Below are 21,393 nucleotides of genomic sequence, written 5' to 3'. Positions count from 1 at the left end.
GTGGACGCGAGGTCAGCGGGCGAGGGTCAGATGTTCACGAGCGTCGAGTCCGCCGGCGCTTCGGCACTCGGCCGATCCATCGCCGTGGCGATCCGCAGCACGACGAGGCCGGCGGCTGTGACGACTGCACCCATCCAGATCGGGGAGGTGAAGCCCAGGCCGGCTGCGATGGTCAGTCCGCCGAGCCAGGCACCGAGGGCGTTGCCCACGTTGAAGGCGGCGATGTTGGCGCCGGAGGCCATGGTGGGGGCGGCGGAGGCGTAGTTCATGATTCGCATCTGCAGGCCGGGAACTGTCGCAAAACCGAAGGCGCCCATGAGGAACAGCGAGACGATCGTCATGGTCCGGTTGTCGGCGGTGGCGGCGAAGACGACCAGGACGGCGGTCACCAGGACGAGGATCCAGGTCAGCGCCGGGGTGAGGGCTCGGTCGGCTGCCTTGCCGCCCAGGTAGTTTCCGACGAACAGGCCGGAGCCGAAGACGATGAGCAGCCACGGCACGCTGGACGTGGCGAAACCGCTGACCTCGGTCAGGGTGAAGGCGATGTAGGTGAAGGCGCCGAACATGCCGCCGTAGCCGAGGACGGTCAGCGCGATCGAGAACCAGACCTGCTTGTTGCGGAACGCGTGGAGCTCGCCGCGCAGGCCGCCGTGCGTGGCGGCAGGGGGAGTGGCCGGCACCAGGGCGGTGATACCGACGAGCGCCGCCACGCCGATTGCGGTGATCGCCCAGAAGGTCGAGCGCCACCCCAGTTGCTGACCGAGCAGGGTGCCGAACGGAACTCCGAGGACGTTGGCGATGGTGAGGCCGGCGAACATGATGGCGATGGCGCCGGCGCGCTTGGAGGGTGCGACCATGTCCGCAGCCACGACCGATCCGATGCCGAAGAACGCGCCGTGGCACAGGGCCGCGACGATGCGTCCGCCCATCATGACCTCGTACGACGGAGCGAGGGCCGACAGCAGGTTGCCGACGATGAACAGCACCATCAGGGACAGCAGGGCCCGTTTCCGGTCGAAGCGGGTGAGGGCGGCGGTGAGCAGGATCGCGCCGAGGGCGACCGAGAGCGCGTACCCGGAGATGAGGTAGCCGGCGACGGACTCGCTCACGGCGAAGTCCGCAGCGACCTCCGGTAGTAATCCCATGATCACGAATTCGGTGAGGCCGATCCCGAATCCGCCCATGGCGAGGGCGATGAGGCCTGAAGGCACGTCGAGTTCCTTTCGAAGGTCTGCGCGTCAGCGCATAGAGCGCGTGTGCAGTAGTTGCAGACGCCTTATAAATAGTTGCACGCGCTCTATACATGCGCAAGCGGGTAGTATCGGGGAGGGCAGGAAGCAAGGAGGCGACGTGGGCATTGCGGACGACGCGGTGGAGATCCGCGCGCAAGGTTGGCGCACGCTGGCCGCACTGCACGGGGCACTCGACACCGAGCTCGAACGTGCCCTCCAGCAGCAGCACCAGCTCTCGGTGGTCGAGTACACCGTGCTCGACGCGCTGAGCCGGCAGGACGGCTGGCACATGCGGATGGCGCAGCTCGCCCGTGCGGCCGCGTTGAGCAGCAGTGCGACGACCCGGCTCGTCAATCGTCTCGAGAAGCGCGGGTTGCTCACGCGGATCCTGTGCGAGGACGATCGCCGCGGCATCTACACCGAACTGACCGCCGCCGGGCGCGAACTGCTCGACAGTGCGCGTCCGACGCACGACGCCACGCTCGAAGCCGCCCTCGGCGAGGCGTGCGAGATCCCGGAGCTGGCGCCGTTGGTGCGCGCATTGCACGAGCTGCCGCCGAGTCCGCGCTGATCCCGGTGCTGTAGACCCGGCACTGGGGATCCGTGCCGGTGCGCGTCGCCGGATCGAGTACACGTGTTCGGGCGCGGCAGAGAAGATTTCGGGACGGCAAAGCAGACGGAGACCCTTCGGGTCCCTGACTCGTCGGCCCCTTCCCCAAGCAAACCCACGGACCATACCCCGATACCGCGTCTCGGCCAGCACGTGTGGCCGCCTGCCGAAAAGGCAAGCGGCTGAGCTGGACCCGGTCGGACGTGTCGACCCGTACTCGATCGGGTGCCCGGTGCCGTTCACCGGGACGAAGGATTGCCGGATGCGGTTGGTTAGCGTCGGACCCGCACGGAAAACGACGTGACCGCGTGCGCCTCGGTCACCGGAACGGCCCTCGCACGCACGCAGGGAAACACCGATGGCCCCGGACCCGGCGGTCGGGTGCGGGGCGGGGTGCAGATCAGGTCGTCGGCGGGCTCGCGCAGGTCAGCGCAGCGGACGACGCCACGTCGGGGCGTGTGGCACGCGGCCACTTGCGGGGATACGCGCCGGGAATCGGCATGTGGATACAATCCACCTCACGGTGCATGACAGCTCCATCTGTCGTGTGCCCAGACCCCGGTTCGGTGTTGGCGCACCGGCCGGGGTCGCCCCGTTTTCGGGGTCGGTGCAGCGATGGTGGCACGCTGCCCGCCGCGCGTCAACCGATCCGGTACAGACGCCAGGTCGGCTGGTTGTCGCCGTCGTTGGGGATCTCCAGATCGAGGGTCGCGATGTCGGCGCCGTTCTCGAAAACGGTGGGGTAGCGGCGGTTCACCGCATCCGACACGCCGCGGCCCTCGTTCGGCACGGTCAGCAGATAGCGCACGCCGTTCGCGGCGGGATCGTTGAGGATGCGGGTGAAGTCGGCGTCGGAGGGGACGACGAACTGCTCGGGCCGGTCGGTGGCGGTGAGCACCGCGAACCCGTACACGGTGTCCATCACCACCGAGCCGTCGGGCAGGTCGAGGTCGTCGAGATAGTCGGCGACGCGGCGTTCCGTGCCGAACGAGGCGATGATCCGGTTCTCCTGGTCCCGCAGCTCCGACGTGTCGTCCGGGTCGGGAAACAGCACGGTGCGCAGCGCATGCTGCTCCTGCGAGAGGTTCGCATCGCCCATCGCGACGAACGTGACCGGCACCGACACCGCGAGCGCGAGCGCCCCGACCGGCGCGAGGGAGCCGCGGTCCTGCGGGCGCACCGTCGCGTGGGCGCCGAGCCGCCGCGCCCGCAGCTGCCCGCGACGGGGCGCGAGCTGCACCACCCACATCGCCGCCAGCGGCACCGCGGCCAGGTAGAACCGCAGGAACGGGAACGTCATGCCCCGGAAGTACGACAGGGCCGCGAACGCCAGCACCGCCCCCAGCACCACGAACGGCACGACCGGCTCGAAGTCCCGGCGGCGCCACGCCAGCACCGCGACGACCGGCGCGAGCAGCGGCAGCGCCGGCCCCAGCACCAGGATCTCGGCGACGGAGAACGCCAGCGCCGCCAGACCCCCGGCCGAACCGCCGCCGCTCTGCTCGAGGATCGCCGCGTTGCCATACGACGACGAGAACTGCTGCAGCGCTTCGCCGGTGATCAGCCAGCTCGTCGCCGCCCACACCAGGAACGACAACGCCACCGGCGACGCGACGAGGATCGCGTCGAGCAGCGCCGGACGCCAGCCGCCCGTGCGCCACCGCGTCACCGCGACGACGAGGACGGTGACGGCCGCGCCGACGGCGAGCGCGTCGTACCGCGCCAGATACGCCAGGCCCACGGCGATCCCGGCGACGGCGAGGTCGTGCACGTCGTCGGTGCCGATCCACCGCACCAGCCGGCGCGTCGCCCAGCACAGCAGCATCAGGAACGGCGCCTCGCTCATGCCGTTGGCGCCGTAGTACACGATCATCGGGTTCAGCGCGAACAGCACCGTCACCGTCCACACCAGCCACGGCGACGCGCCGCGGTCGCGGGCGAACAGGTGCACCTGGGTGACCGCCCCGGCCATGAACGGCGCCGACAGCGCCACCGCCGTGATGCCCCACCGGGTCAGCGCGGGCCACCAGTCCGACAGCGCCACCAGCGGCAGCTGCAGCAGCGCCGTCAGGGGAGTGAACACGAATCCGATCGCCGCCAGGTGCGGGTCGCGGCTGTGCAGAGCGCTGCGCGCGGCCGCCACGCGACTGAGCGAATCGCCTTGGAAATAGGCCACATCCAGCGCGAGGTACAGGCCCACCGCGGCGTACAGCAGGCAGGACAGCCAGAACACCCGGGCGGCGCTGCTCCTCATGAGGACAGCCCGTGGAAGGTCTTCTCCCAGTAGGAGGGATTGCGGATCAGCTGGTAGGTGCCCTTGATCGCGGCGACCGACATCATCAGCCAGTACAGCGGCACCGTCAGGCACGCGAGCCACAGCGCCGAGTTGCCGGTCTCCCGGCACGCGACCAGGTTCATGTACAGCACCGCGGAGTTACCGAACACCAGGGAGATCAGCGCCGGGAAGTACACGTACCAGGGGAAGATCTCCTCGACCAGGAACGGCTGGCCCAGCAGCCAGGAGATGGTGATCAGCCAGAACACCATGTTCAGGCACGCGATGATCGGCGTCCCGGCGAGCAGGGTCGTGAACCGGAGCATCCCCACGGTGCCGATGCCCCGCCACAGTTGTACGGGCCGGCGCACGTGCACCAGCCACGTCTGCAGATAGCCCTTGTACCAGCGGGAACGCTGCCGGATCCAGTTGATCGGATCGCTGTTGGCCTCCTCGAGCGTCGTCGAGTCCAATACGGCCGTACGGTAGCCCGACTCGGCGATGCGCACCCCCAGGTCGGCGTCCTCGGTGACGTTGTACGGATCCCACGCGCCGATCTCGTCGAACACGCTGCGCCGGATGTGATTCGACGTACCGCCCAGCGGAATCGGCGAATTCGAGCGCATGAGCCCGGGCAGCACGAAGTTGAACCACAGCGCGTAGTCGGCGGTGAACCACCCGGTGAGCATGTTCTGGGTGCCGTTGTGGAACGCCAGCTTCGCCTGCACGCACGCGACGTCGTCGCCGAGCCGGTCGAACGCCACCGCCACCCGCCGCAACTGCAACGGATCGGGCAGGTCCTCGGCGTCGAAGATGGTGACGACGTCGCCGGTGGCGAAGTGCAGCCCGTAGTTGCACGCCTTCGGCTTGGTCCGCGGGTCCGCCGCCGGCACCAGCAGGATCTACACGATCTCGCCCAGGCCCGCCTCCCGCGCCGCGGCGATGGTGACGGCGTCGTCCTCCTCGAGCAGCAGCAGCACCTGCAGCTTCCCGGCCGGATAGTCGATCGCGGTCATCGCCGCGATCAGGTCGCCCACCACCTCCGGCTCGTTGTAGGCCGGCACCAGCACCGTGTACGTCGGCAGGTCCTGCTCGGGCACGGCCCGGGCCTCGTCGTCGTCGACGGTGAAGATCGCGTCGCGCGCCAGGCCGCGGGAGAACAGCAGCAGCCGGTCGGCGAGCGTGGCGATGTACCCGGCCGTGCACACCGCCGTGAGCACGGTCAGCGTCGGGATCGTCGCGAACACCAGCGCCAGGATCACCACCGCGACCAGGCCCAGCGTCAGCCACTTCTGCCACGGCACGAACGCCACCGACGCCGACGACAGCGGCCGCTTCTCCCGCAGCCCGTACACCGCGTCGTGCAGCGCCGCGGCCTTGAACTCCTCGTCGACTAGATGCCGCGCCACTGCGCCTCCACCAGTTCACGGCCCACCTCGGTGAGCATGTCCAGGTCCTTGTACTCGGGGTCGGAATCCTCCACCGACGCCCGGCCGCGCAGGAACACCGACAGCAGCGCGCTCGCGTTCGACGCCATGTTCGGGGTGGGCTGGGGGAACGGGGCGTCGAGCTCGTGATTGTCGACGGTCATCAGGCTCACCCGCTGCGCGAGGGCGTCGCCGCGCGTCCACACGAAACTCATCAGGCTCCACGTCAGCAGTAGGTCGTCGTCCACGACGGTGAAGAAGTCGGCCTGCACACCCCGGCCGAGGTCCACCCGGATCTTCGGGCTCACCCGCGCCTGCCCGAGGTCGTACATGGTGTGGACCGGATACACCTCGAACACCCCCACCCGCCGCACCTGCAGGGTCTGCACCGCGACGGTCCGCGGGCGCGAGAGCCGGTCCCAGTCGGCGCGCGGCTCGACGGCGCGGATCATCTGCCGGCGCAGCTGCGCCGTCGACCCGAAATACCGTCGCGGCCAGTCGTAGTCGACGGACCCGATCTGATACCAGCCGACGGGGACGACCTGGCTGACGGTGCCGCTCGGCGGCGGACCCACCGACACGGGCGTGAGCTGCTGATCGGGCAGCGGCGCAGCGGCCAGCACGACGGTCGCGGGCACGATGAGCAGCAGCGCGCGGGCCGCCTCCCGCGGCGACACCGGGTTCGGCGGCAGGGTCCGCGGCGCCAGGCCCCGGTACCGGTACAGGTAGAACGCGGCGCCGACGACGAGCGCGGCCACCGCCGACGGCACGATCTGCGCGACGGCGACCCGCGCATCCGGGTAGCGGGTGGTCACCACGACCAGCAGCGCCAGGCCGAGCAGCATCGTCGCGCCGAAACCGATCAGCGCGCGGCGCCGGGTGCGGCCGACCGCGACGGCGATCGCGACCGAACCCAGCAGCACCATCAGGAACCCGGCGGCGAACTTGCTGCCCCCGAGCTGCACGAGCACCGCCCGGTAGGCCAGCGGCGAGGTGCCCAGCAGCAGCAGCCACACCGGCCAGTAGCGGGAGGTCACCCGCAGCCCGAACAGCAGCACACACATGCCGATCACGAACAGCCACGCGGACAGCACGTCGAGGTGCATCATCTGGTAGTTCGGCCCGTACCGCGGCAGCAGCAGCCACTTGACCGCGATCGCGATGAGCAGGACGGCACCGCCGACGATCCGGTCGGTCTGCCGGTCGTGGATCGGCAGCTCGCCGCGCCGGCGCCGGGTGACGCCCTCGGCGGCCAGCACCGCGAACGGCGGCACGAGCGCCACGTAGCCGCCGCCGGTGCCGCGGGCGACCTCCTCGGACAGCGCCAGCCACGTGGTCCGGTAGCCGATCAGGGTCGCGGCGACGATGATCGCCCAGCGGGCGCTGGTGTGCGCGAACAGTGCGGCGCGCTCGGTGGTCGTCACGGTGCTCATGGCGGGTCCGATCAGTGCGGGCGCGGCCGGCCGCGACGCCATCGCAGCGCGCCGATCACAGCCGCGGCGAGGCCGGCGGCAAGGACGATGCCGCCCCCGACGAGCACCCACGTCGTCGACGCGGCGAGGGACTGCTGCGAGGTGGACTCGGTGGCGGGGTCGGTGAGCGCGAGTTCGACGGGGTCGCGGTCCGCGGTGGTGAACAGCACGTCGCCGTCGAGCTCGGCCCAGCGTTGCGGCTGCGCGGCGAGCCAGCCGAGGGTGCGGTCGAGTTCGGCGGGCACGTCGGTGGCGGCGGCGACGAGGACGGCGCGCTCGCCGTCGCGCGCCACCTGCAGCGACGCGAACTCGACGTCGGTCGGGAAGGTGACGGTGGTGGCGTCGCCGGTGGCCGGGTCGACGAGGTCGAGGGTGCGGCCCTGCGTGCCGGTCAGCGGCAGTTCGAGCTGCTCGGGGACGCGGCCGTCCGCGGCGACGACGATCGCGGGGGTGCTGCCGGTGGCGGCCTCGTCGAGGCTCACCCACTCGGGGTCGAGCGGCACCGACGTCAGACCCTGCAGCCCGGCCACGAGCGCGACGGCCCGGGCGGTGTCGGCGACTCCGGCCTCGGTGGCGGCGACGTTCACCTTCGGCAGCAGCGCCTGCGGCAGCGACCGGAACCCGCCGGGCTGCGGCGGATCGGCGGGTTCGGTGGTGACGCGGCTGCCGGCGTCGACGGTCAGGGTCATCGGCTGCTGCAGGCCGCACTGGTGGGTGCCGCCGGTGGAGCGCAGCGACACCACCACGTCGGTGACCCGGCCGAGCACGGTGTCCGGCACGGTGATCCACCGATCCAGCCGGCCCGTCGCGTCGGCGGGCCACGAGTCGACGACCGTGTCGCCGACCGTCACCGACACCAGGCCGCCCTCGGTCGTGGGCAGCGGGGTGTAGGAGCCCTGCAGGTTGATCCGCAGATTGTGGGACGGCCGTCCCAGACGGGTCTGGTCGATGCCGAGCGGCACCTCCACCACGCCGACGCCGGTGTCGGTGAGGGCCCCGAGACCCAGTTCGCCGAGGGTCGTCGCGTCGGGGGACAGCCGCGGCGGCAGACCCAGCGTGCCGACGGTGGCGGCCGAGGCCACCGCGACCGACGAGATGTCGCTCGTGACGAGGCGGGCCTGGTTGCGCAGCGCGTCGGCGTTGCCCGTCACCGCCAGGGCCGGGACGCCGCCGGGCACGTCGACGAGGGCGGCGGCACCGGCGCCGTCGGTTTCGACGATCGCGATCTGCCGGGTGAACGGCCCGGCCGGGGCGGGCGGCACCGCGTCGTCGCCGGGCAGGGGCTGCACCGTCACCCGCAGCGGCCGACCCGTGTACTGGGCGGTGACGGCCGCGGTGAGATCGAGTGCGGTGGCCGACTCGGCCGGGGTGGGGTCGGCGGGCAGCGACAGTTCCAGCGACTCGAGGATCGGCGGCAGGAAGTCGGCGACCACGGCCGGCGGGGTCGGGGCCCCGGTGTAGCGGACGCGCCCGTCGCGCAGCACCACCGACCGATCCGTCCAGTCCTCGGGGCAGATGCCGTCGAACGGCAGCAGATGGACGGTGAGGGTGACGGTGACGGCCCGGTCCATGACCGGTGCCGCCTCCAGGGGCAGCGAGACCGGCACCAGGGTTCCGGCGGCGGGCAGGTCGATGCGGGCGAGCAGCAGGCCCTGCGACTGGACGTCGATCCAGCCGCGGGAGACGTTGGCGGGCATCTGCACCGTCGTGTCGAACGCGGCGGGCCGCAGCCCGTCCGGCACCGGGACGGTGAGGGTCGCGGTGTCGCTGTGGCCGCGGAAGGCGACGGTGTCGCCGAATCCCAGGGTCTGCGTGCCGAAGACGACGTCGCCGGGCGGGTCGACGGGGTCCTGCGCGGCGGCAGGAGCTGCGGCCAGCACGGTCAGCGCGGCGAGGGCGGGAACGAGGAGTGCGTGTCCGGCACGGCGAATTGTCTGGGTCGGCACGTCGGGGACTTTACGGTTGATCGGTACGAAATGTGGGACAAGTGGAGCAACATCGCGCTTGGGCGTGTTTCTGACGGAGACCTACGACAGCAGGTCTCGTGTCTTCTTGCGGAGGCATTCGTAAGGTGCTCGACCGGCCAGGGCACGGTGGACTCGATCGTAGTTGTAGTGGCCCCACACTGTTGGAGGCGCTCGGCGACCAGGTTCGCGTCATAGATGACCTCACCCCCGAGGAGTCGGTAGAACTCGTCGGAATCGACGCGGTGAGAACTCTTGACCGTCTCATTTGAGACTGGGTGGCAACATTTCGGCTAGTCTCACCGAAATGAAGTGGGGTCGAACCGGTTTCCGGGCAGTATTGGGCGCCGCGCTGTGTTCGTTTCTCGTGATCTCCGGTTGCTCGGGCAAACCCGAGGTCGAGAAGATCGAGGTCTCGCCGGAACAGCAGACGACGTGGCGTTCTGTCGATGGCGGCGTGACGGTCGAAATTCCAGGCTCCTCGGTCGACTCGGACGGCGAGCTGCGCATCGACGCGGCCACCACGCCGGACGGCCGCAGCGGTTGGTCGATCGAACTCGACGGGGCCGAGCTGACCGGTGACGCTACCCTGCGTTTTCCGGTGGGCGAACTCGAACCAGGTGAACCGGTTCCGACGGTCACCTATGCCGAGAGCCCGGAGTCCGAACCGACCGTGGCTACCGCCGTGCGCTATGAAAACGGCGAAATCATCGTCACGACCGATCATTTCTCGTTCTGGCTGGTCGACCGCTGGAACGACGTGCGCGCGTCGGCGGCTACGTGGCTGCGCGGACGATTCGACGACATCGCGAGCCTCGGATACGGGTCACCGCCCACATGCCCCGGCGAGAACGAGGTCCGTAAGGCAGGCTTCGATGTGACCAGCGATCAGGGCAAGCGCGTGTACTGGTGTCTCGGCCAGGACAAGGAGTCGCCGCTGTTGAAGGCGGTGAATGCGCGCGGTTACGGCGTCTCGGTGGAATACACTCCCGGCCTGGAGTTCACCGGCACGGACCGTAAGGACTGGATCGGGCACGCCGCCGACTTGCTACGTCCCGCACCGAGCCGATTGGGCAATCGCGTCGAGCTGCTACCCGCGGGCAGTGAGATCGAGTTCGACCTCGTCGGGCGCCGGGCATCCGACGGGGTGATGATCAAGCCGGACCCGGCGAGCTACCTGCTGACTGCGCTCGACTTCGGCGTCGGCACCTACGCGATGGCGATCGAGCGGGTGGGCGGGCGCGCCGGCGCCGAGAAGTTCCTCGAGGCGATGAAGGGCGCTACCTGCTTGAGCTCGTTCAGCAAACTGGCGGCCTCGGATCCCGCCGGTGCGGGCGAGCTGACGCAGTTCTTCGCCACCGCATTGAACATGGCGCTGGACTGTGCCGAACTTGCACTCGAGGAAGCGGATCTGGGCCCGATCCTGTCGACCATCGTAGCCCCGGTCCTGTGGGTGGTGGACGGGGTGCGCACCGTCATCGATGGCATTGTCGGCGCGGTGGAAGGCATAGATCACAACGGCTACCAAATCATCGTGAGCCGTCCGGTGGCAGACACGGAGGTCATCGATGTCGTTGCCGTCGACCGCACCGGTACCCCACTGCCCGGGTGGAGCGCGCGCAACCCGCGACGGACGGTCATCGACTGCCAGTACCCCTATCCGTCGGTATCCTCGCGCGGCGCCGATATCGTGTCCTGCGGTTCCACTGCAGACAGCGCACACACCTGCTGGATCCATCCAGACCGCAGATCTCTGACCTGCGGGATCGACGTATGGAAGCAGGAGTTCTTACAGTACCGGCTCGAAGAGCCCCTCGGCCCAGTGCCTGCCGCGACAGATGTGGCGCCCGAGTGGATCGAACTCGACGACGGCACCCACTGCTTCCGCAGACACGGCGGCGCGTGGGGCGGGCGAGCCGACGGTATGGTCGGCGCGTATCACTGCGAAGGCGCGGATTATTACGTCCTCGCCGCAGATGGCCCCGCGGTCGACACCGGAACCCGGCAGTGGACCGTCAAGGTAGGGGGACTAGGCAACCCCGACGAGGTTTTCCCCGCACCGAACGTGGTCGGGGTCGTGCGGGCATACTTCACCACCTCGCCTTAGGCGACGCAATATCGGTCACACTTGCGTCCGCGTTACCCATCGGCGACGAACTTCGTACACACTGGGTGTATGTGGTGGTGGGTTGCGGCGATCCTCGTCGCCTGGCTGATCGTCTCGGTGGCGATCGGCCTGGTGCTGGGCAAGGTGCTGCGCGTGGCCGACACCGAGGAATCCCTCGTCGAGATCCAGCGCGCCGAGCGCGAACGCGACCGTCACAGCGCCCAGTCCTGACCCGCGGAACGGCCCCGACCGGCACAAGATCATTTGTACTCGCGAGTAACTATCTATCGGACTAGTGTCTCTGTGTCGCCTTCCTGTCCCCCCTGCGAAGGCGACAACTCGCGAGCCGGTTACCCCCCATCACCGGCTCGCGTCGAGGCCCCGCCGATTCGCCACCACGGTCGGCGGGGCCTCACCTTCTTCGAGCGGCCGGCCGATACGCTCGGGCGGTGACCGAGCCGCGCACCGCCCCCCGCATCACCATCACCTACTGCACGCAGTGCAACTGGCTGCTGCGCGCCGGGTGGATGGCGCAGGAACTGCTCAACACCTTCGGCACCGATCTCGGCGAGGTCGCCCTCGTGCCCGGCACCGGCGGGATCTTCGTCGTCACCGCCGGCGACCGGACGGTGTGGGACCGCAAGACCGACGGCGGCTTCCCCGACATCGTCACGCTCAAGCAGCGGGTGCGCGACGTCGTCGATCCCGGGCGGGATCTCGGGCACGCGGACCGGGGGAGCGGAGCGTAACAAACGGTCACCCGAGATCCTTGATTCCCGTTACCGCTCTTGTGGTTTCGGGCGGGTGGATCCGAGGCCGAAGGTGCTGCCGTGCCCTGGGAACTCTGCGCGGCTTCTTCTTCGCCGATGTAACGTTTCGGGGATTTGCCCGATTCAACCGACCGTCAGGTCTTTTCCTCTTCGAATCGAGGTCTTCGTGAAGCGTCTTCTCGCCGGCATCCTGGGCTGTGCCGCCATCACCGTCGCCGTGCCGGCCACCGCAAGTGCGGCCACCGGAAGTACCGATCTGCTTCCCTACATCCTTCCCGCCGTGATCTGCTCTCTCACGTCCGGGTCCAGCCAGTGCGCGCTGGTTCCGCTTCCCGCGCCGGGCGGCGTGATCGGCGCTGCCGACCCGGCGCCCCTCGCCGTGGCGGAATAGGACCAGACGCAGCTGCCGCGGACGTGCTCAGACCCTGACCGGGGCCCGGACGATCGTTTCGGGCTTGGTCGGCGCGGCGGGCGCTTCCGCGGCGCGCGTCGGGCGGGACCGTTCCTCCCGGAGCCGGACGGCGTCACCGGCCACGACCGCGACCAGCACCGACAGCGCTGCCCACAGAACCAACAGGCACAAGACGATGTCCATGCGTCGAACCCTAAACGATGCCGGCCGAGTCCATCGTTTCGTCCGCGGCGACGGGCGCGGGCTGGAATAGTCCGCTGAAACGACACCGAGAGTGCAGATTGGAGGCGGGCGTGCGGGCGCGCGGGGCGCCGCCGGAAACAGACCGACCGACTCGCATGTGAGGCCGCCTCGGGTTACGGTGTCCCAGAACATTCCGACCGGGGGGTCGAAGTGGACGCCGCGACTTCTCGCGGAGACGCCGTACTCGAGGGAGCTTTGATGCAATCCGTTCTGAAGAAGACTGCCGTGACCGTGGCCGGGGTGGGAGCACTGGCGCTGTGCGTGCCGGGGACCGCGTCCGCCGCAGGCAATCCGAACGTCTCGGCCTCGGGCACGCCGGGCTCGATCACCGTCGACTTCGACTTCGCCGGGGTCGACGTGTCCGCCGGCGTCACCTGCGTGTCGTACGTGTCGACCAAGCAGAGCGGCCTCGACGCCGCCGACCCGTCGGGCCGCGCGGACGCGCAGGCCCCGGGCTCGAAGTTCTCCATCGAGAACACCAGCACCTCCGCGATCACCTTCGTGCAGGACGGGCAGCCCGTCTCGCAGGGCCCGCAGCCCATCGCCGCCGGCACCTACTACGTGTACTGGGGTTGCCAGGACGCCGCCGGCACCCAGTGGGACAACGTCGGCCTCCGCTCCGGAGCGCCGTTCCAGGATCCGATCGTCGTGAACATCGCCGGCGACGGCGCTGCGCCGGCACCCGCGGCCCCGGCCGCCCAGTCCGCGCCGACCAAGTCGGAGGGCACCGTGCCGCAGGCCGAGACCGAGGACGGGCCGAGCACCGACGACATCATCGACACCCCCGAGGAGTTGATCGGTCTCGTGATCGATCTCTTCGGCGGACTGCCGGACCTCTCGCAGAGCTGATCCCGAGCGCCCGCTGGCGGCATCCCCGACGGGATGTCGCCACGGCGTGCTTCCGGGACGACGACTTCGTGCGCGCACGCCTCGCTCGTGCGTCGCACCGGGGGAATCATGAATGCAGAACACGCACCGGATGCGGTGATCCTGGTCGGAGGCAAGGGAACACGACTGCATCCCCTCACCCTGTCGGCTCCCAAGCCCATGCTGCCCACCGCCGGCGTGCCGTTCCTGACCCACCTGCTGGCTCGGATCAGGGCGGCCGGCATCACTCACGTGGTGCTCAGCACCTCGTTCAGGGCCGAGGTCTTCGAGGAGCACTTCGGTGACGGCACGAGCCTGGGCCTCGAGATCGAGTACGTCACCGAGACCGAACCGCTCGGCACCGGCGGCGGAATCCGGAACGTGCTCCCGCAGCTGCGCGCCGACAACGTCATGGTGTTCAACGGCGACGTGCTCGGCGGCAGCGACCTGCGCGAGATCCTGCACACCCACGAGACCAACGACGCCGACGTGACGCTGCACCTGGTGCGCGTCGCCGATCCGCGCGCCTTCGGGTGCGTGCCCACCGATTCGGAAGGACGGGTCACGGCGTTCCTGGAGAAGACGCAGGATCCGCCGACCGATCAGATCAATGCGGGCTGCTACGTGTTCCGCCGCGAATGGATCGAGAAGATCCCGGCCGGACGTCCCGTCTCGGTGGAGCGCGAGGTGTTCCCGTCGCTGCTCGTGGACGGCGCACGCGTGTTCGGCCACGTCGACACCGGCTACTGGCGGGATATGGGCACACCCGGTGACTTCGTGCAGGGCTCGTCCGACCTGGTGCGCGGCATCGCGCCGTCGCCGGCGCTCGCGGGGGAGTGCGGCGAGTCCCGCGTGCACCCCACCGCTCGGGTCGCGCCCGGCGCGATGCTGATCGGTGGGACCGTGATCGGCCGCGACGTCGTGGTCGGCGGCGGTGCCCGCCTGGACGGTGTCGCGGTGTTCGACGGCGCGCGCATCGACGCCGGGGCGGTGGTGGAGCGCTCGATCGTGGGGTTCGGGACCCGCATCGGGCCGCGCGCACTCGTCCGCGACGCGGTGATCGGCGACGGCGCCGAGGTCGGTGCCCGCTGCGAGCTGCTGCGCGGGGCCCGGGTATGGCCGGGAGTCGTGCTGCCGGACGGCGGCGTCCGGTTCTCCACCGACGTGTAGTGACGTGCAGGACAAGCTGATCCGGTTCCGGGGAGGAGTTCGATGTATCCGCTTCGCGGGACCGTTCGACACTATTCGTGGGGTTCGCACACCGCGCTGGCCGAGCTGACCGGCCGGCCCGCGCCGACCCAGGAGCCGGAGGCCGAGCTGTGGCTCGGCGCCCATCCGGTGGCCCCGGCGACGGTGGACGCCGGGGATGCCACGGTGCCGCTGTGTGATCTCATCGCGCGCGACCCCGAAGGTCAGCTCGGGCCGGACTGTGCTCGGCAGTTCGACGGCCGGATGCCGTTCCTGCTGAAGGTCCTCGCCGCCGAGCAGCCGCTCTCGTTGCAGGCGCACCCGAGCCGGGCTCAGGCCCGGGAGGGGTTCGCGCGCGAGAACGCGGCAGGAATTCCGCTCGACGCCCCGCACCGCAACTACCGCGACGACAACCACAAACCCGAGATGGTCGTCGCGCTGAGCCGATTCGAGGCGCTGGCCGGCTTCCGGCCACCGGCCGAGACGGTCGAGTTCCTCCGCGACCTCGGGGTGTCGGAGGTGACGCCGTACGCCTCCGAACTCGGGGACAACCTTGATGCGACAGGACTGCGCGCCCTGTTCACCGCATGGATGACACTGCCGACCAAATCGCTCGTGGGCCTGACGGACGCCGTCCTCACGGGCTGTGGGCGCTACCTCGAGGCCCGGTCCGGGTCGGAGGACGAGTTCACCGCCGCGGCGCGGACCGCCCTCGAGCTCGGTCTCGCCTATCCGGAGGACCCGGGCGTCCTCGCCTCCCTCCTGCTCAACCGGGTCAGCATGGAACCGGGCGACGCCCTGTTCCTCCCCGCGGGCAACCTGCACGCGTACCTGCGGGGCACCGCTGTGGAGATCATGGCGAGCTCGGACAACGTGCTCCGCGGCGGGCTCACGTCCAAACACGTGGACATACCGGAACTGCTGCGCGTGCTCGACTTCGACTCGGTCGGTGTGCCGTGGGTGCGCGCCCGCCGCGACGGACACGAACGCCTGTACGCACCGCCCGTGCGCGAGTTCGAGTTGTGGCGGGTGGCGCTGGACGAGGCGGGAACGTCGGGACCCGCCACCACCCGGATCGGTGGTTCGACCCCGCGGATCCTGCTGTGCGTGCAGGGAACAGTACAGCTGCGGTGCGGCCACCGGGTGCTGAACCTCCAGCGGGGGGAAGCGGCATGGGTTGCGGCCTCGGACCCCGAACTCGTCGTGCAGGCCGCGAGTTCTGACGCGACGGTGTTCGTGGCGACTCCGCCGGCTCGGACCTGGTCGGTCTGAACCGGCCGACAGCGCCAACTCTTCATGCACTGTTGGTTCAGCCCTCAGCGTGCATCGGTGTGCTGAACACCCGTACTGGGTACCTCTGGGAGCATGCGCTGCACAGTCTTCGGCACGGGATACCTGGGCGCCACTCATGCCGCCTGTATGGCAGAACTGGGGCATGACGTCCTGGGCGTCGACATCGACGCCGGGAAGATCGCGAAGCTGACGGCGGGGGAGGTGCCCTTCTTCGAGCCCGGACTCGACGAGGTGCTGCGGCGCAGCCTCGAGAGCGGACGGTTGCGTTTCACGACGTCCTACGCCGAAGCCGCCGACTTTGCGGACCTGCACTTCATCGGCGTCGGCACCCCGCAGAAGAGCGGCGAGTTCGCCGCGGATCTGTCTCAGCTGCATGCGGTCGTCGACGCGCTTGCCCCGCTTTTGACCCGTCCGTCGTTGATCGTCGGGAAGTCGACCGTGCCGGTCGGCACGGCCGAGCAACTGGCGGAGCGTGCCCGGAGCGCCGCGCCGGCCGGCGACGACGTCGAGGTGGCGTGGAACCCCGAGTTCCTGCGCGAGGGGTACGCCGTGCGCGACACCCTCACCCCGGACCGGTTGGTCGTCGGGGTCGACCGCAGTCGCGGAGGGCAAGCCGAAGCGACGCTGCGCGACTTCTACGCGTGCCAGATCGCCGACGGCGTGCCCTTCCTGGTCACGAACATCGCCACCGCCGAACTCGTGAAGGCCGCCGCGAACGCGTTCCTGGCCACGAAGATCTCCTTCATCAACGCCGTCGCCGAGGTGTGCGACGCGAGTGGCGCGGATGTGGTCGAGCTGGCCGATGCGCTCGGCTACGACGCCCGGATCGGACGGCGATTCCTCAATGCGGGACTCGGATTCGGAGGTGGGTGCCTACCGAAGGACATTCGGGCGTTCATGGCTCGGGCCGGCGAGCTCGGCGCCAACAACGTTCTCCACCTGCTCCGGGAGGTGGACGGCATCAACATGGGGCGCCGCAGCACCATGGTGGAGATGACGAGGGAAGCGTGCGGCGGATCCCTCCTGGGCACCCGGATCGCAGTTCTGGGCGCGGCCTTCAAACCCGACTCCGACGACGTCCGGGATTCCCCGGCGCTCAACGTGGCCGGCCAGCTCCAGTTGCAGGGCGCAGCCGTGACGGTCTTCGATCCGAAGGCAATGGAGAACTCTCGACGGCTGTTCCCCACTCTCGCCTATGCGGCCGACATCCCCGAAGCGTGCAAGGGTGCCGATGCGGTGCTGGTGCTCACCGAATGGCAGGCCTTCAAGGACCTGGATCCGGAGGAGATCGGCACAGTCGTTCGAGCACGCACCGTGCTGGACGGGCGCAACTGCCTCGACGCCCAGCGCTGGCGCTCCCACGGCTGGCGCTACCACGGCATGGGCCGGTAGAAGGGACCGACAGGTCCGCGGGTGGCCGACCCTTACTGCAGGGCGTCGGGCGCGGCGTCGGGATCGATCTGCTTGAGCCGGTCCGTCAGCCATGACCGCAGCATCGGGCCGTACTCCGGGCTGGCAAGGGCGGAGTCGACACAGGCACGTAGATAGCCGCCGGGATTGCCGAGGTCGTGCCGCGAACCACGGTGGACGACGACGTGGACGGGGTGGCCCTCGTCGATCAGCAGTGAGATGGCATCGGTGAGCTGAAGCTCGCCGCCCACCCCGGGCTTCACGCGGCGCAGCGCATCGAAGATCGCGCGATCGAGAAGGTAGCGGCCGGCCGCTGCGAGGGTGGAGGGCGCGTCCTCCAGTTTCGGCTTCTCGACCATGCCGAGCACCTTCATCACGTCGGGGTTCGCGACACCGGGAACCTCCTGGACTTCGAAGATGCCGTACGAGCTGACCTGGGACTTCGGCACGTCGATGGCGCAGAGGACGGTACCGCCGCGCTTGGCGCGCACCCGGGCCATCACCTCGAGGACGCCGCAGGGCTGGACGAGGTCGTCGGGAAGGAGGACTGCGATGGCGTCCTCGTCGTCGTCGAGGGCCTGTTCGGCGCACCCGACGGCGTGCCCGAGTCCGAGTGGCTCGGCCTGCACGACGGATTCGACGTCGAGCAACCTCGGTGCCTTGCGCACCTTTTCGAGCAGGTGGTGCTTGCCCTTCGCCTCCAGGTGATTCTCGAGGACCAGGTCTTCGACGAAGTGCGCGACCACGCCGGCCTTGCCCGGCGCGGTGACGATCACCAGGCGGCCCGCACCAGACTCCGCGGCCTCCGACGCGACCAGTTCGATACCGGGGGTGTCCACGACCGGCAGGAGTTCCTTGGGGACCGTCTTGGTGGCGGGCAGGAACCGCGTGCCCATACCGGCAGCCGGCACCACCGCGGTCTTGAATACGCACGGATTCTCGGCGATCAATTCGCCCATGGCGACACCTCGTCTCTCGAATGGGACAAATCGGATATCCGTCGGTGGGAGGTACTCATGTCATAACGAATATCGCTCGGAATAGGCACGCACCGAGCCGTTGCGGGGCGGGGGAGTCACCGCAGGAATGCGCGATTGTGCGAAGTTTAACCCATCGGGCGAAATTCGCGACTTCGCTCGTACGACTCAGGGGGACGTCAGGACTGACGCCCGCGCTCCGTCGAAGGCTGCTCCGGGTCAAGGCAAGTCGGACGTGCCAGCCGGCGTTCGCGAAGTCGCCTCGCGCGGCCGTGCCCGGGAATGGGCCAGGACCATCCGCTGAAAGATCCGAAATCCTGCACGACCAGTACCAGTTCTGTATCAGATTTTGACCCTACCGTCTGTACGTTCTTGCGAATTGGTCGTGCGTCCAACTCGTCGCCCGCCCGGCGGTGCGGAATAGCTGTGTGTGATATTTCACACTGTAACGAAGAATTGGTTGCGGTCGAACGGCCGACCCGCCTCGGCAGAGAACATACCGTCTGACCTGGTATTTGCTGAGAAGTTACTGAGAAGTAGCAGGTTCTCGCAGGTCAACGGTCGACAACACTGGTCCCACTCGTGTCCTGATCGAGATGCACGCCGCTGCCGAATGCCCCAAGATGTTCCATACCGAGGGCGATACAGGTTTGCGATGCGTGCGGTACGGGGAGGTACTCGCACGCCATCGATGCCGAATGTGTGTTCCGCCCGAGGTGATCGCACCAGTACGGGCACCTCGCCCGTGTGGGGCTCGGGGAGGGAACGGAATGAAATCAGCAGTGGACCAGTCGGACCGGGTGCAGACCACCACGGCCGGCGCCGCAAGGGAAGCGCCGGCCAGGCGCACTCCCTACCTGGTCGGAGACCGCTCCGGCAACACCCGGTGGTCGTGGCAGAGCGCGTACGTCCGCCGACTCTTCTGGACCGACAACGTCATCGTCGTCTTGGCAGTCGTCCTGGCACACGTCGTGCGGTTCGGGCACGCCGATCTGCTCGCGGCGACCTCGTTCAGCGAGTTGAACTACGCCGTCGTGTCGGTGTGCCTGGCTGCGGCGTGGATCGGGACTCTCGCACTCTTCCGCACCCGGTCGCGCCGCGTCATCGGCAGCGGGTACGAGGAGTACCAGCGCGTAATCTCCGGAACGCTGCGGCTTTTCGGTGCCATCGCGATCGTCTCGCTGGTCTTCAAGCTCGACTTGGCCCGCGGCTACCTCGCCATTGCACTGCCCGCCGGACTCATGATGCTCATCTTCAGTCGATGGATGTGGCGGCGCGTCGTGGCACGAAAGCGGAGCCGCGGCGAGTTCCAGACCTCGGTCCTCGTCGTCGGTGGAGAGCACGCGGTACGCCTCATGACGCGGACATTCCAGCGCGAAGCTTCCGACGGCTACCGAGTCGTCGGTGTCTGCGTTCCGCGCTATGCCGGCGCGCGCGGTGAGTCCATCGAGGTGGACGGAAGCCGGATCGCCATCTACGGCGACGAACGATCGGTCGTCGACGCCCTGGCCGAGTCGGGCGCGGACACAGTTGTAGTGACGGCCACCGAAACCCTCGGCCACGAGGGCATCCGCGACTTGGTCTGGGAACTCGAACCGTACGAGGCGGACCTCGTCGTCGCCACCGGCGTCGTGGACGTTGCGGGTCCGCGCATGGAGATGCGACCCGTTGCCGGCCTGCCGCTCATCCATGTGGAGAAGCCCAGCTACCACGGCGCCAAGCGAAGCGGAAAGCGCGCGTTCGACTTGGCCTTCTCGCTCACGGCTCTCTTGCTCTTGGCTCCCGTGTTCGCTCTCGTGGCGCTCGCCATCAAGCTGGACAGCAAGGGCCCGGTGTTCTACCGCTCCGAACGCATCGGTCTCGACGGCGAACCCTTCGGCATGATCAAGTTCCGGTCGATGGTGACCGACGCCGACAAGCAGGTCAATGCGCTCCTCGATCGAAACGAGGGAGCCGGGCTCTTGTTCAAGATGCGTGACGACCCGCGGATCACCCGTGTCGGCAGTTTCATTCGTCGATACAGCATCGACGAACTCCCGCAGTTCATCAACGTCGTCCGCCGGGAGATGAGCGTCGTCGGACCGCGTCCGCCGCTGCGCCGCGAGGTCGAGAACTACGACGGCATGATCCGTCGCCGGCTACTGGTCCGGCCGGGCGTCACAGGACTCTGGCAGGTCAGCGGACGTTCGGACCTGTCATGGGACGAGTCCGTTCGCCTGGACCTGTCGTACGTCGAGAACTGGTCGATGGTCAGCGATGTGCTGATCATTGCAAAAACCGTCAAAGCCGTCGCTGCCAGCGATGGCGCGTACTGACACCTTGATGTTGAACGGGCGATTTCAATCGGCCGATGCAACAAGCATTGAGTGCTTCATTGGAATCCGCCAGCCTAGCGGTCACGTGGCCGGGAGGGTGTGCGGACCACCTCGACGGTGAGTCGGTGGCGTTGTTGGTGTTCGCGATCGTGGCGTCGGTAATCAGGTTGGATTCGAAGGGCCCGGTCTTCTACAGGGCCGAGCGAATCGGTGTGGACAGGGAGCCGTTCGGGATGATCAAGTTCCGGTCGCTTATGGCCAATGCCGACACGTTGGTCGCCACTTCGATGGCGCAGAACGACGGAGCCGGCTTGTTGTTGAAGGTGAAGGAGGGTCCGCGGGCCACACGCGTCGGCCACATCTTACGGCGGTTGAGTATCGACGAGTTGCCGCAGCTGATCAACGTCATTCGGGGTGATATGAGGATGGTGGATCCACATCCGCCAATGCGGCGGGAGGTGGAGGCCTACGACGCTCGGGCCCAGCGTCGGTTGTTGGTGCGTCCGGGTACAACGGGTCTGTCGCACCTCAGTCGTCAGTCGGATCTGTCGGGGGATGAGTCGGTGCGTCTGAATCTGTTCCATGTGGAGAACCGGTCGAGGATCTCGGATGTGTTGATGACTGGAAAGACCGTCAAGGCGGTGCTGGTACGCGGTGCCTACAAATATCGACACATTAATTGCGGAAGGGCGCTCGGCAGCTCGTTACGAGAGGGTGCAACGGATAGCGAGCGATGAACTAGTCAACTCGACGTAAAGCACCCATTGTCGAATTGCAGAATTCGAGCGCAATCAAAGTTTCTCAGGCAAAGATCGTGAAAGGGTAGGAAAT

The 21,393-nt window shown here is 68.5% G+C and carries 17 protein-coding genes and 1 pseudogene; 11 read left to right on the top strand and 7 right to left on the bottom strand.

The features are described from left to right. Window positions 1-26: 26 nt before the first annotated feature. Entirely contained in the window at window positions 27-1,211 is a 1,185-nt protein-coding gene (locus tag LZP97_RS14945) for an MFS transporter (RefSeq protein ID WP_010593310.1), read from the bottom strand. A gap of 139 nt (window positions 1,212-1,350) precedes the next feature. Between LZP97_RS14945 and LZP97_RS14940 the strand changes: the two genes are divergently transcribed. Next, window positions 1,351-1,803 (top strand): MarR family winged helix-turn-helix transcriptional regulator, encoded by a 453-nt coding sequence (locus LZP97_RS14940; RefSeq protein WP_040270333.1) that lies wholly within the window; start codon window positions 1,351-1,353, stop codon window positions 1,801-1,803. A gap of 679 nt (window positions 1,804-2,482) precedes the next feature. Here the strand turns inward: LZP97_RS14940 and LZP97_RS14935 are convergent. The 4 genes and pseudogenes from LZP97_RS14935 to LZP97_RS14920 form a co-directional block, all read right to left on the bottom strand. Beyond that, window positions 2,483-4,096 carry an ArnT family glycosyltransferase gene (locus LZP97_RS14935; RefSeq protein WP_234574722.1) on the bottom strand — a complete coding sequence of 538 codons (1,614 nt, stop codon included), beginning with the start codon at window positions 4,094-4,096 and terminating at the stop codon, window positions 2,483-2,485. Beyond that, window positions 4,093-5,526, bottom strand: a pseudogene (locus LZP97_RS14930) (glycosyltransferase). Before LZP97_RS14930 ends, LZP97_RS14935 begins: the two are co-directional and overlap by 4 nt. Continuing rightward, window positions 5,511-7,019: an archaeosortase/exosortase family protein gene (locus LZP97_RS14925; protein ID WP_326491657.1), complete on the bottom strand. Its 1,509-nt coding sequence runs from the start codon at window positions 7,017-7,019 to the stop codon at window positions 5,511-5,513. The pseudogene LZP97_RS14930 and the gene LZP97_RS14925 overlap by 16 nt, the downstream one beginning before the upstream one ends. Continuing rightward, complete coding sequence (locus LZP97_RS14920) at window positions 6,989-8,962, bottom strand: cellulose biosynthesis cyclic di-GMP-binding regulatory protein BcsB (protein ID WP_234574720.1); 1,974 nt, start codon at window positions 8,960-8,962, stop codon at window positions 6,989-6,991. The genes LZP97_RS14925 and LZP97_RS14920 overlap by 31 nt, the downstream gene beginning before the upstream one ends. A gap of 325 nt (window positions 8,963-9,287) precedes the next feature. On the opposite strand from LZP97_RS14920, the gene LZP97_RS14915 reads away from it, so the two are divergent. From LZP97_RS14915 to LZP97_RS14900, 4 genes are all read left to right on the top strand, one after another. Then, window positions 9,288-11,087: a hypothetical protein gene (locus tag LZP97_RS14915; protein ID WP_234420107.1), complete on the top strand. Its 1,800-nt coding sequence runs from the start codon at window positions 9,288-9,290 to the stop codon at window positions 11,085-11,087. Between the two features lie 69 nt (window positions 11,088-11,156). Continuing rightward, window positions 11,157-11,318 (top strand): hypothetical protein, encoded by a 162-nt coding sequence (locus LZP97_RS14910; RefSeq protein ID WP_017681462.1) that lies wholly within the window; start codon window positions 11,157-11,159, stop codon window positions 11,316-11,318. A gap of 218 nt (window positions 11,319-11,536) precedes the next feature. After that, window positions 11,537-11,836 (top strand): SelT/SelW/SelH family protein, encoded by a 300-nt coding sequence (locus tag LZP97_RS14905; RefSeq protein WP_010593303.1) that lies wholly within the window; start codon window positions 11,537-11,539, stop codon window positions 11,834-11,836. Window positions 11,837-12,023: 187 nt separating this feature from the next. Continuing rightward, window positions 12,024-12,248 carry a hypothetical protein gene (locus tag LZP97_RS14900; RefSeq protein ID WP_017681461.1) on the top strand — a complete coding sequence of 75 codons (225 nt, stop codon included), beginning with the start codon at window positions 12,024-12,026 and terminating at the stop codon, window positions 12,246-12,248. Window positions 12,249-12,275: 27 nt separating this feature from the next. Here the strand turns inward: LZP97_RS14900 and LZP97_RS14895 are convergent, their stop codons facing one another. Continuing rightward, window positions 12,276-12,452: a hypothetical protein gene (locus tag LZP97_RS14895; protein ID WP_017681460.1), complete on the bottom strand. Its 177-nt coding sequence runs from the start codon at window positions 12,450-12,452 to the stop codon at window positions 12,276-12,278. A 258-nt stretch (window positions 12,453-12,710) separates the two neighbouring features. On the opposite strand from LZP97_RS14895, the gene LZP97_RS14890 reads away from it, so the two are divergent. The 4 genes from LZP97_RS14890 (at window position 12,711) to LZP97_RS14875 (ending at window position 17,252) form a co-directional block, all read left to right on the top strand. Beyond that, a complete protein-coding gene (locus tag LZP97_RS14890; protein ID WP_017681459.1) occupies window positions 12,711-13,361 on the top strand; it encodes a hypothetical protein in 651 nt (216 codons plus the stop codon). Between the two features lie 108 nt (window positions 13,362-13,469). Beyond that, entirely contained in the window at window positions 13,470-14,549 is a 1,080-nt protein-coding gene (locus LZP97_RS14885) for a sugar phosphate nucleotidyltransferase (protein WP_059174986.1), read from the top strand. 42 nt (window positions 14,550-14,591) lie between these two features. After that, window positions 14,592-15,839, top strand: coding sequence for a mannose-6-phosphate isomerase, class I (gene manA / locus LZP97_RS14880; protein ID WP_119700001.1), 1,248 nt, complete (start codon window positions 14,592-14,594; stop codon window positions 15,837-15,839). A 93-nt stretch (window positions 15,840-15,932) separates the two neighbouring features. Then, on the top strand, window positions 15,933-17,252 hold the full coding sequence (locus LZP97_RS14875) for a UDP-glucose dehydrogenase family protein (protein WP_119700000.1): 1,320 nt from the start codon (window positions 15,933-15,935) through the stop codon (window positions 17,250-17,252). A 32-nt stretch (window positions 17,253-17,284) separates the two neighbouring features. On the opposite strand, the gene LZP97_RS14870 is transcribed toward LZP97_RS14875, so the two are convergent. Beyond that, a complete protein-coding gene (locus LZP97_RS14870) occupies window positions 17,285-18,229 on the bottom strand; it encodes a UTP--glucose-1-phosphate uridylyltransferase (protein ID WP_119699999.1) in 945 nt (314 codons plus the stop codon). 788 nt (window positions 18,230-19,017) lie between these two features. On the opposite strand from LZP97_RS14870, the gene LZP97_RS14865 reads away from it, so the two are divergent. Together LZP97_RS14865 and LZP97_RS14860 are read left to right on the top strand one after the other, a co-directional pair. Further along, window positions 19,018-20,562 (top strand): sugar transferase, encoded by a 1,545-nt coding sequence (locus tag LZP97_RS14865; protein WP_234574718.1) that lies wholly within the window; start codon window positions 19,018-19,020, stop codon window positions 20,560-20,562. 125 nt (window positions 20,563-20,687) lie between these two features. Continuing rightward, window positions 20,688-21,299 carry a sugar transferase gene (locus tag LZP97_RS14860; RefSeq protein WP_234574716.1) on the top strand — a complete coding sequence of 204 codons (612 nt, stop codon included), beginning with the start codon at window positions 20,688-20,690 and terminating at the stop codon, window positions 21,297-21,299. Window positions 21,300-21,393: the final 94 nt, after the last annotated feature.

The organism is Rhodococcus sp. DMF-1 (genome assembly GCF_021441945.1).
Classification (GTDB): domain Bacteria; phylum Actinomycetota; class Actinomycetes; order Mycobacteriales; family Mycobacteriaceae; genus Rhodococcus; species Rhodococcus ruber.
This window is presented reverse-complemented; position numbering and strand designations above follow the sequence as displayed.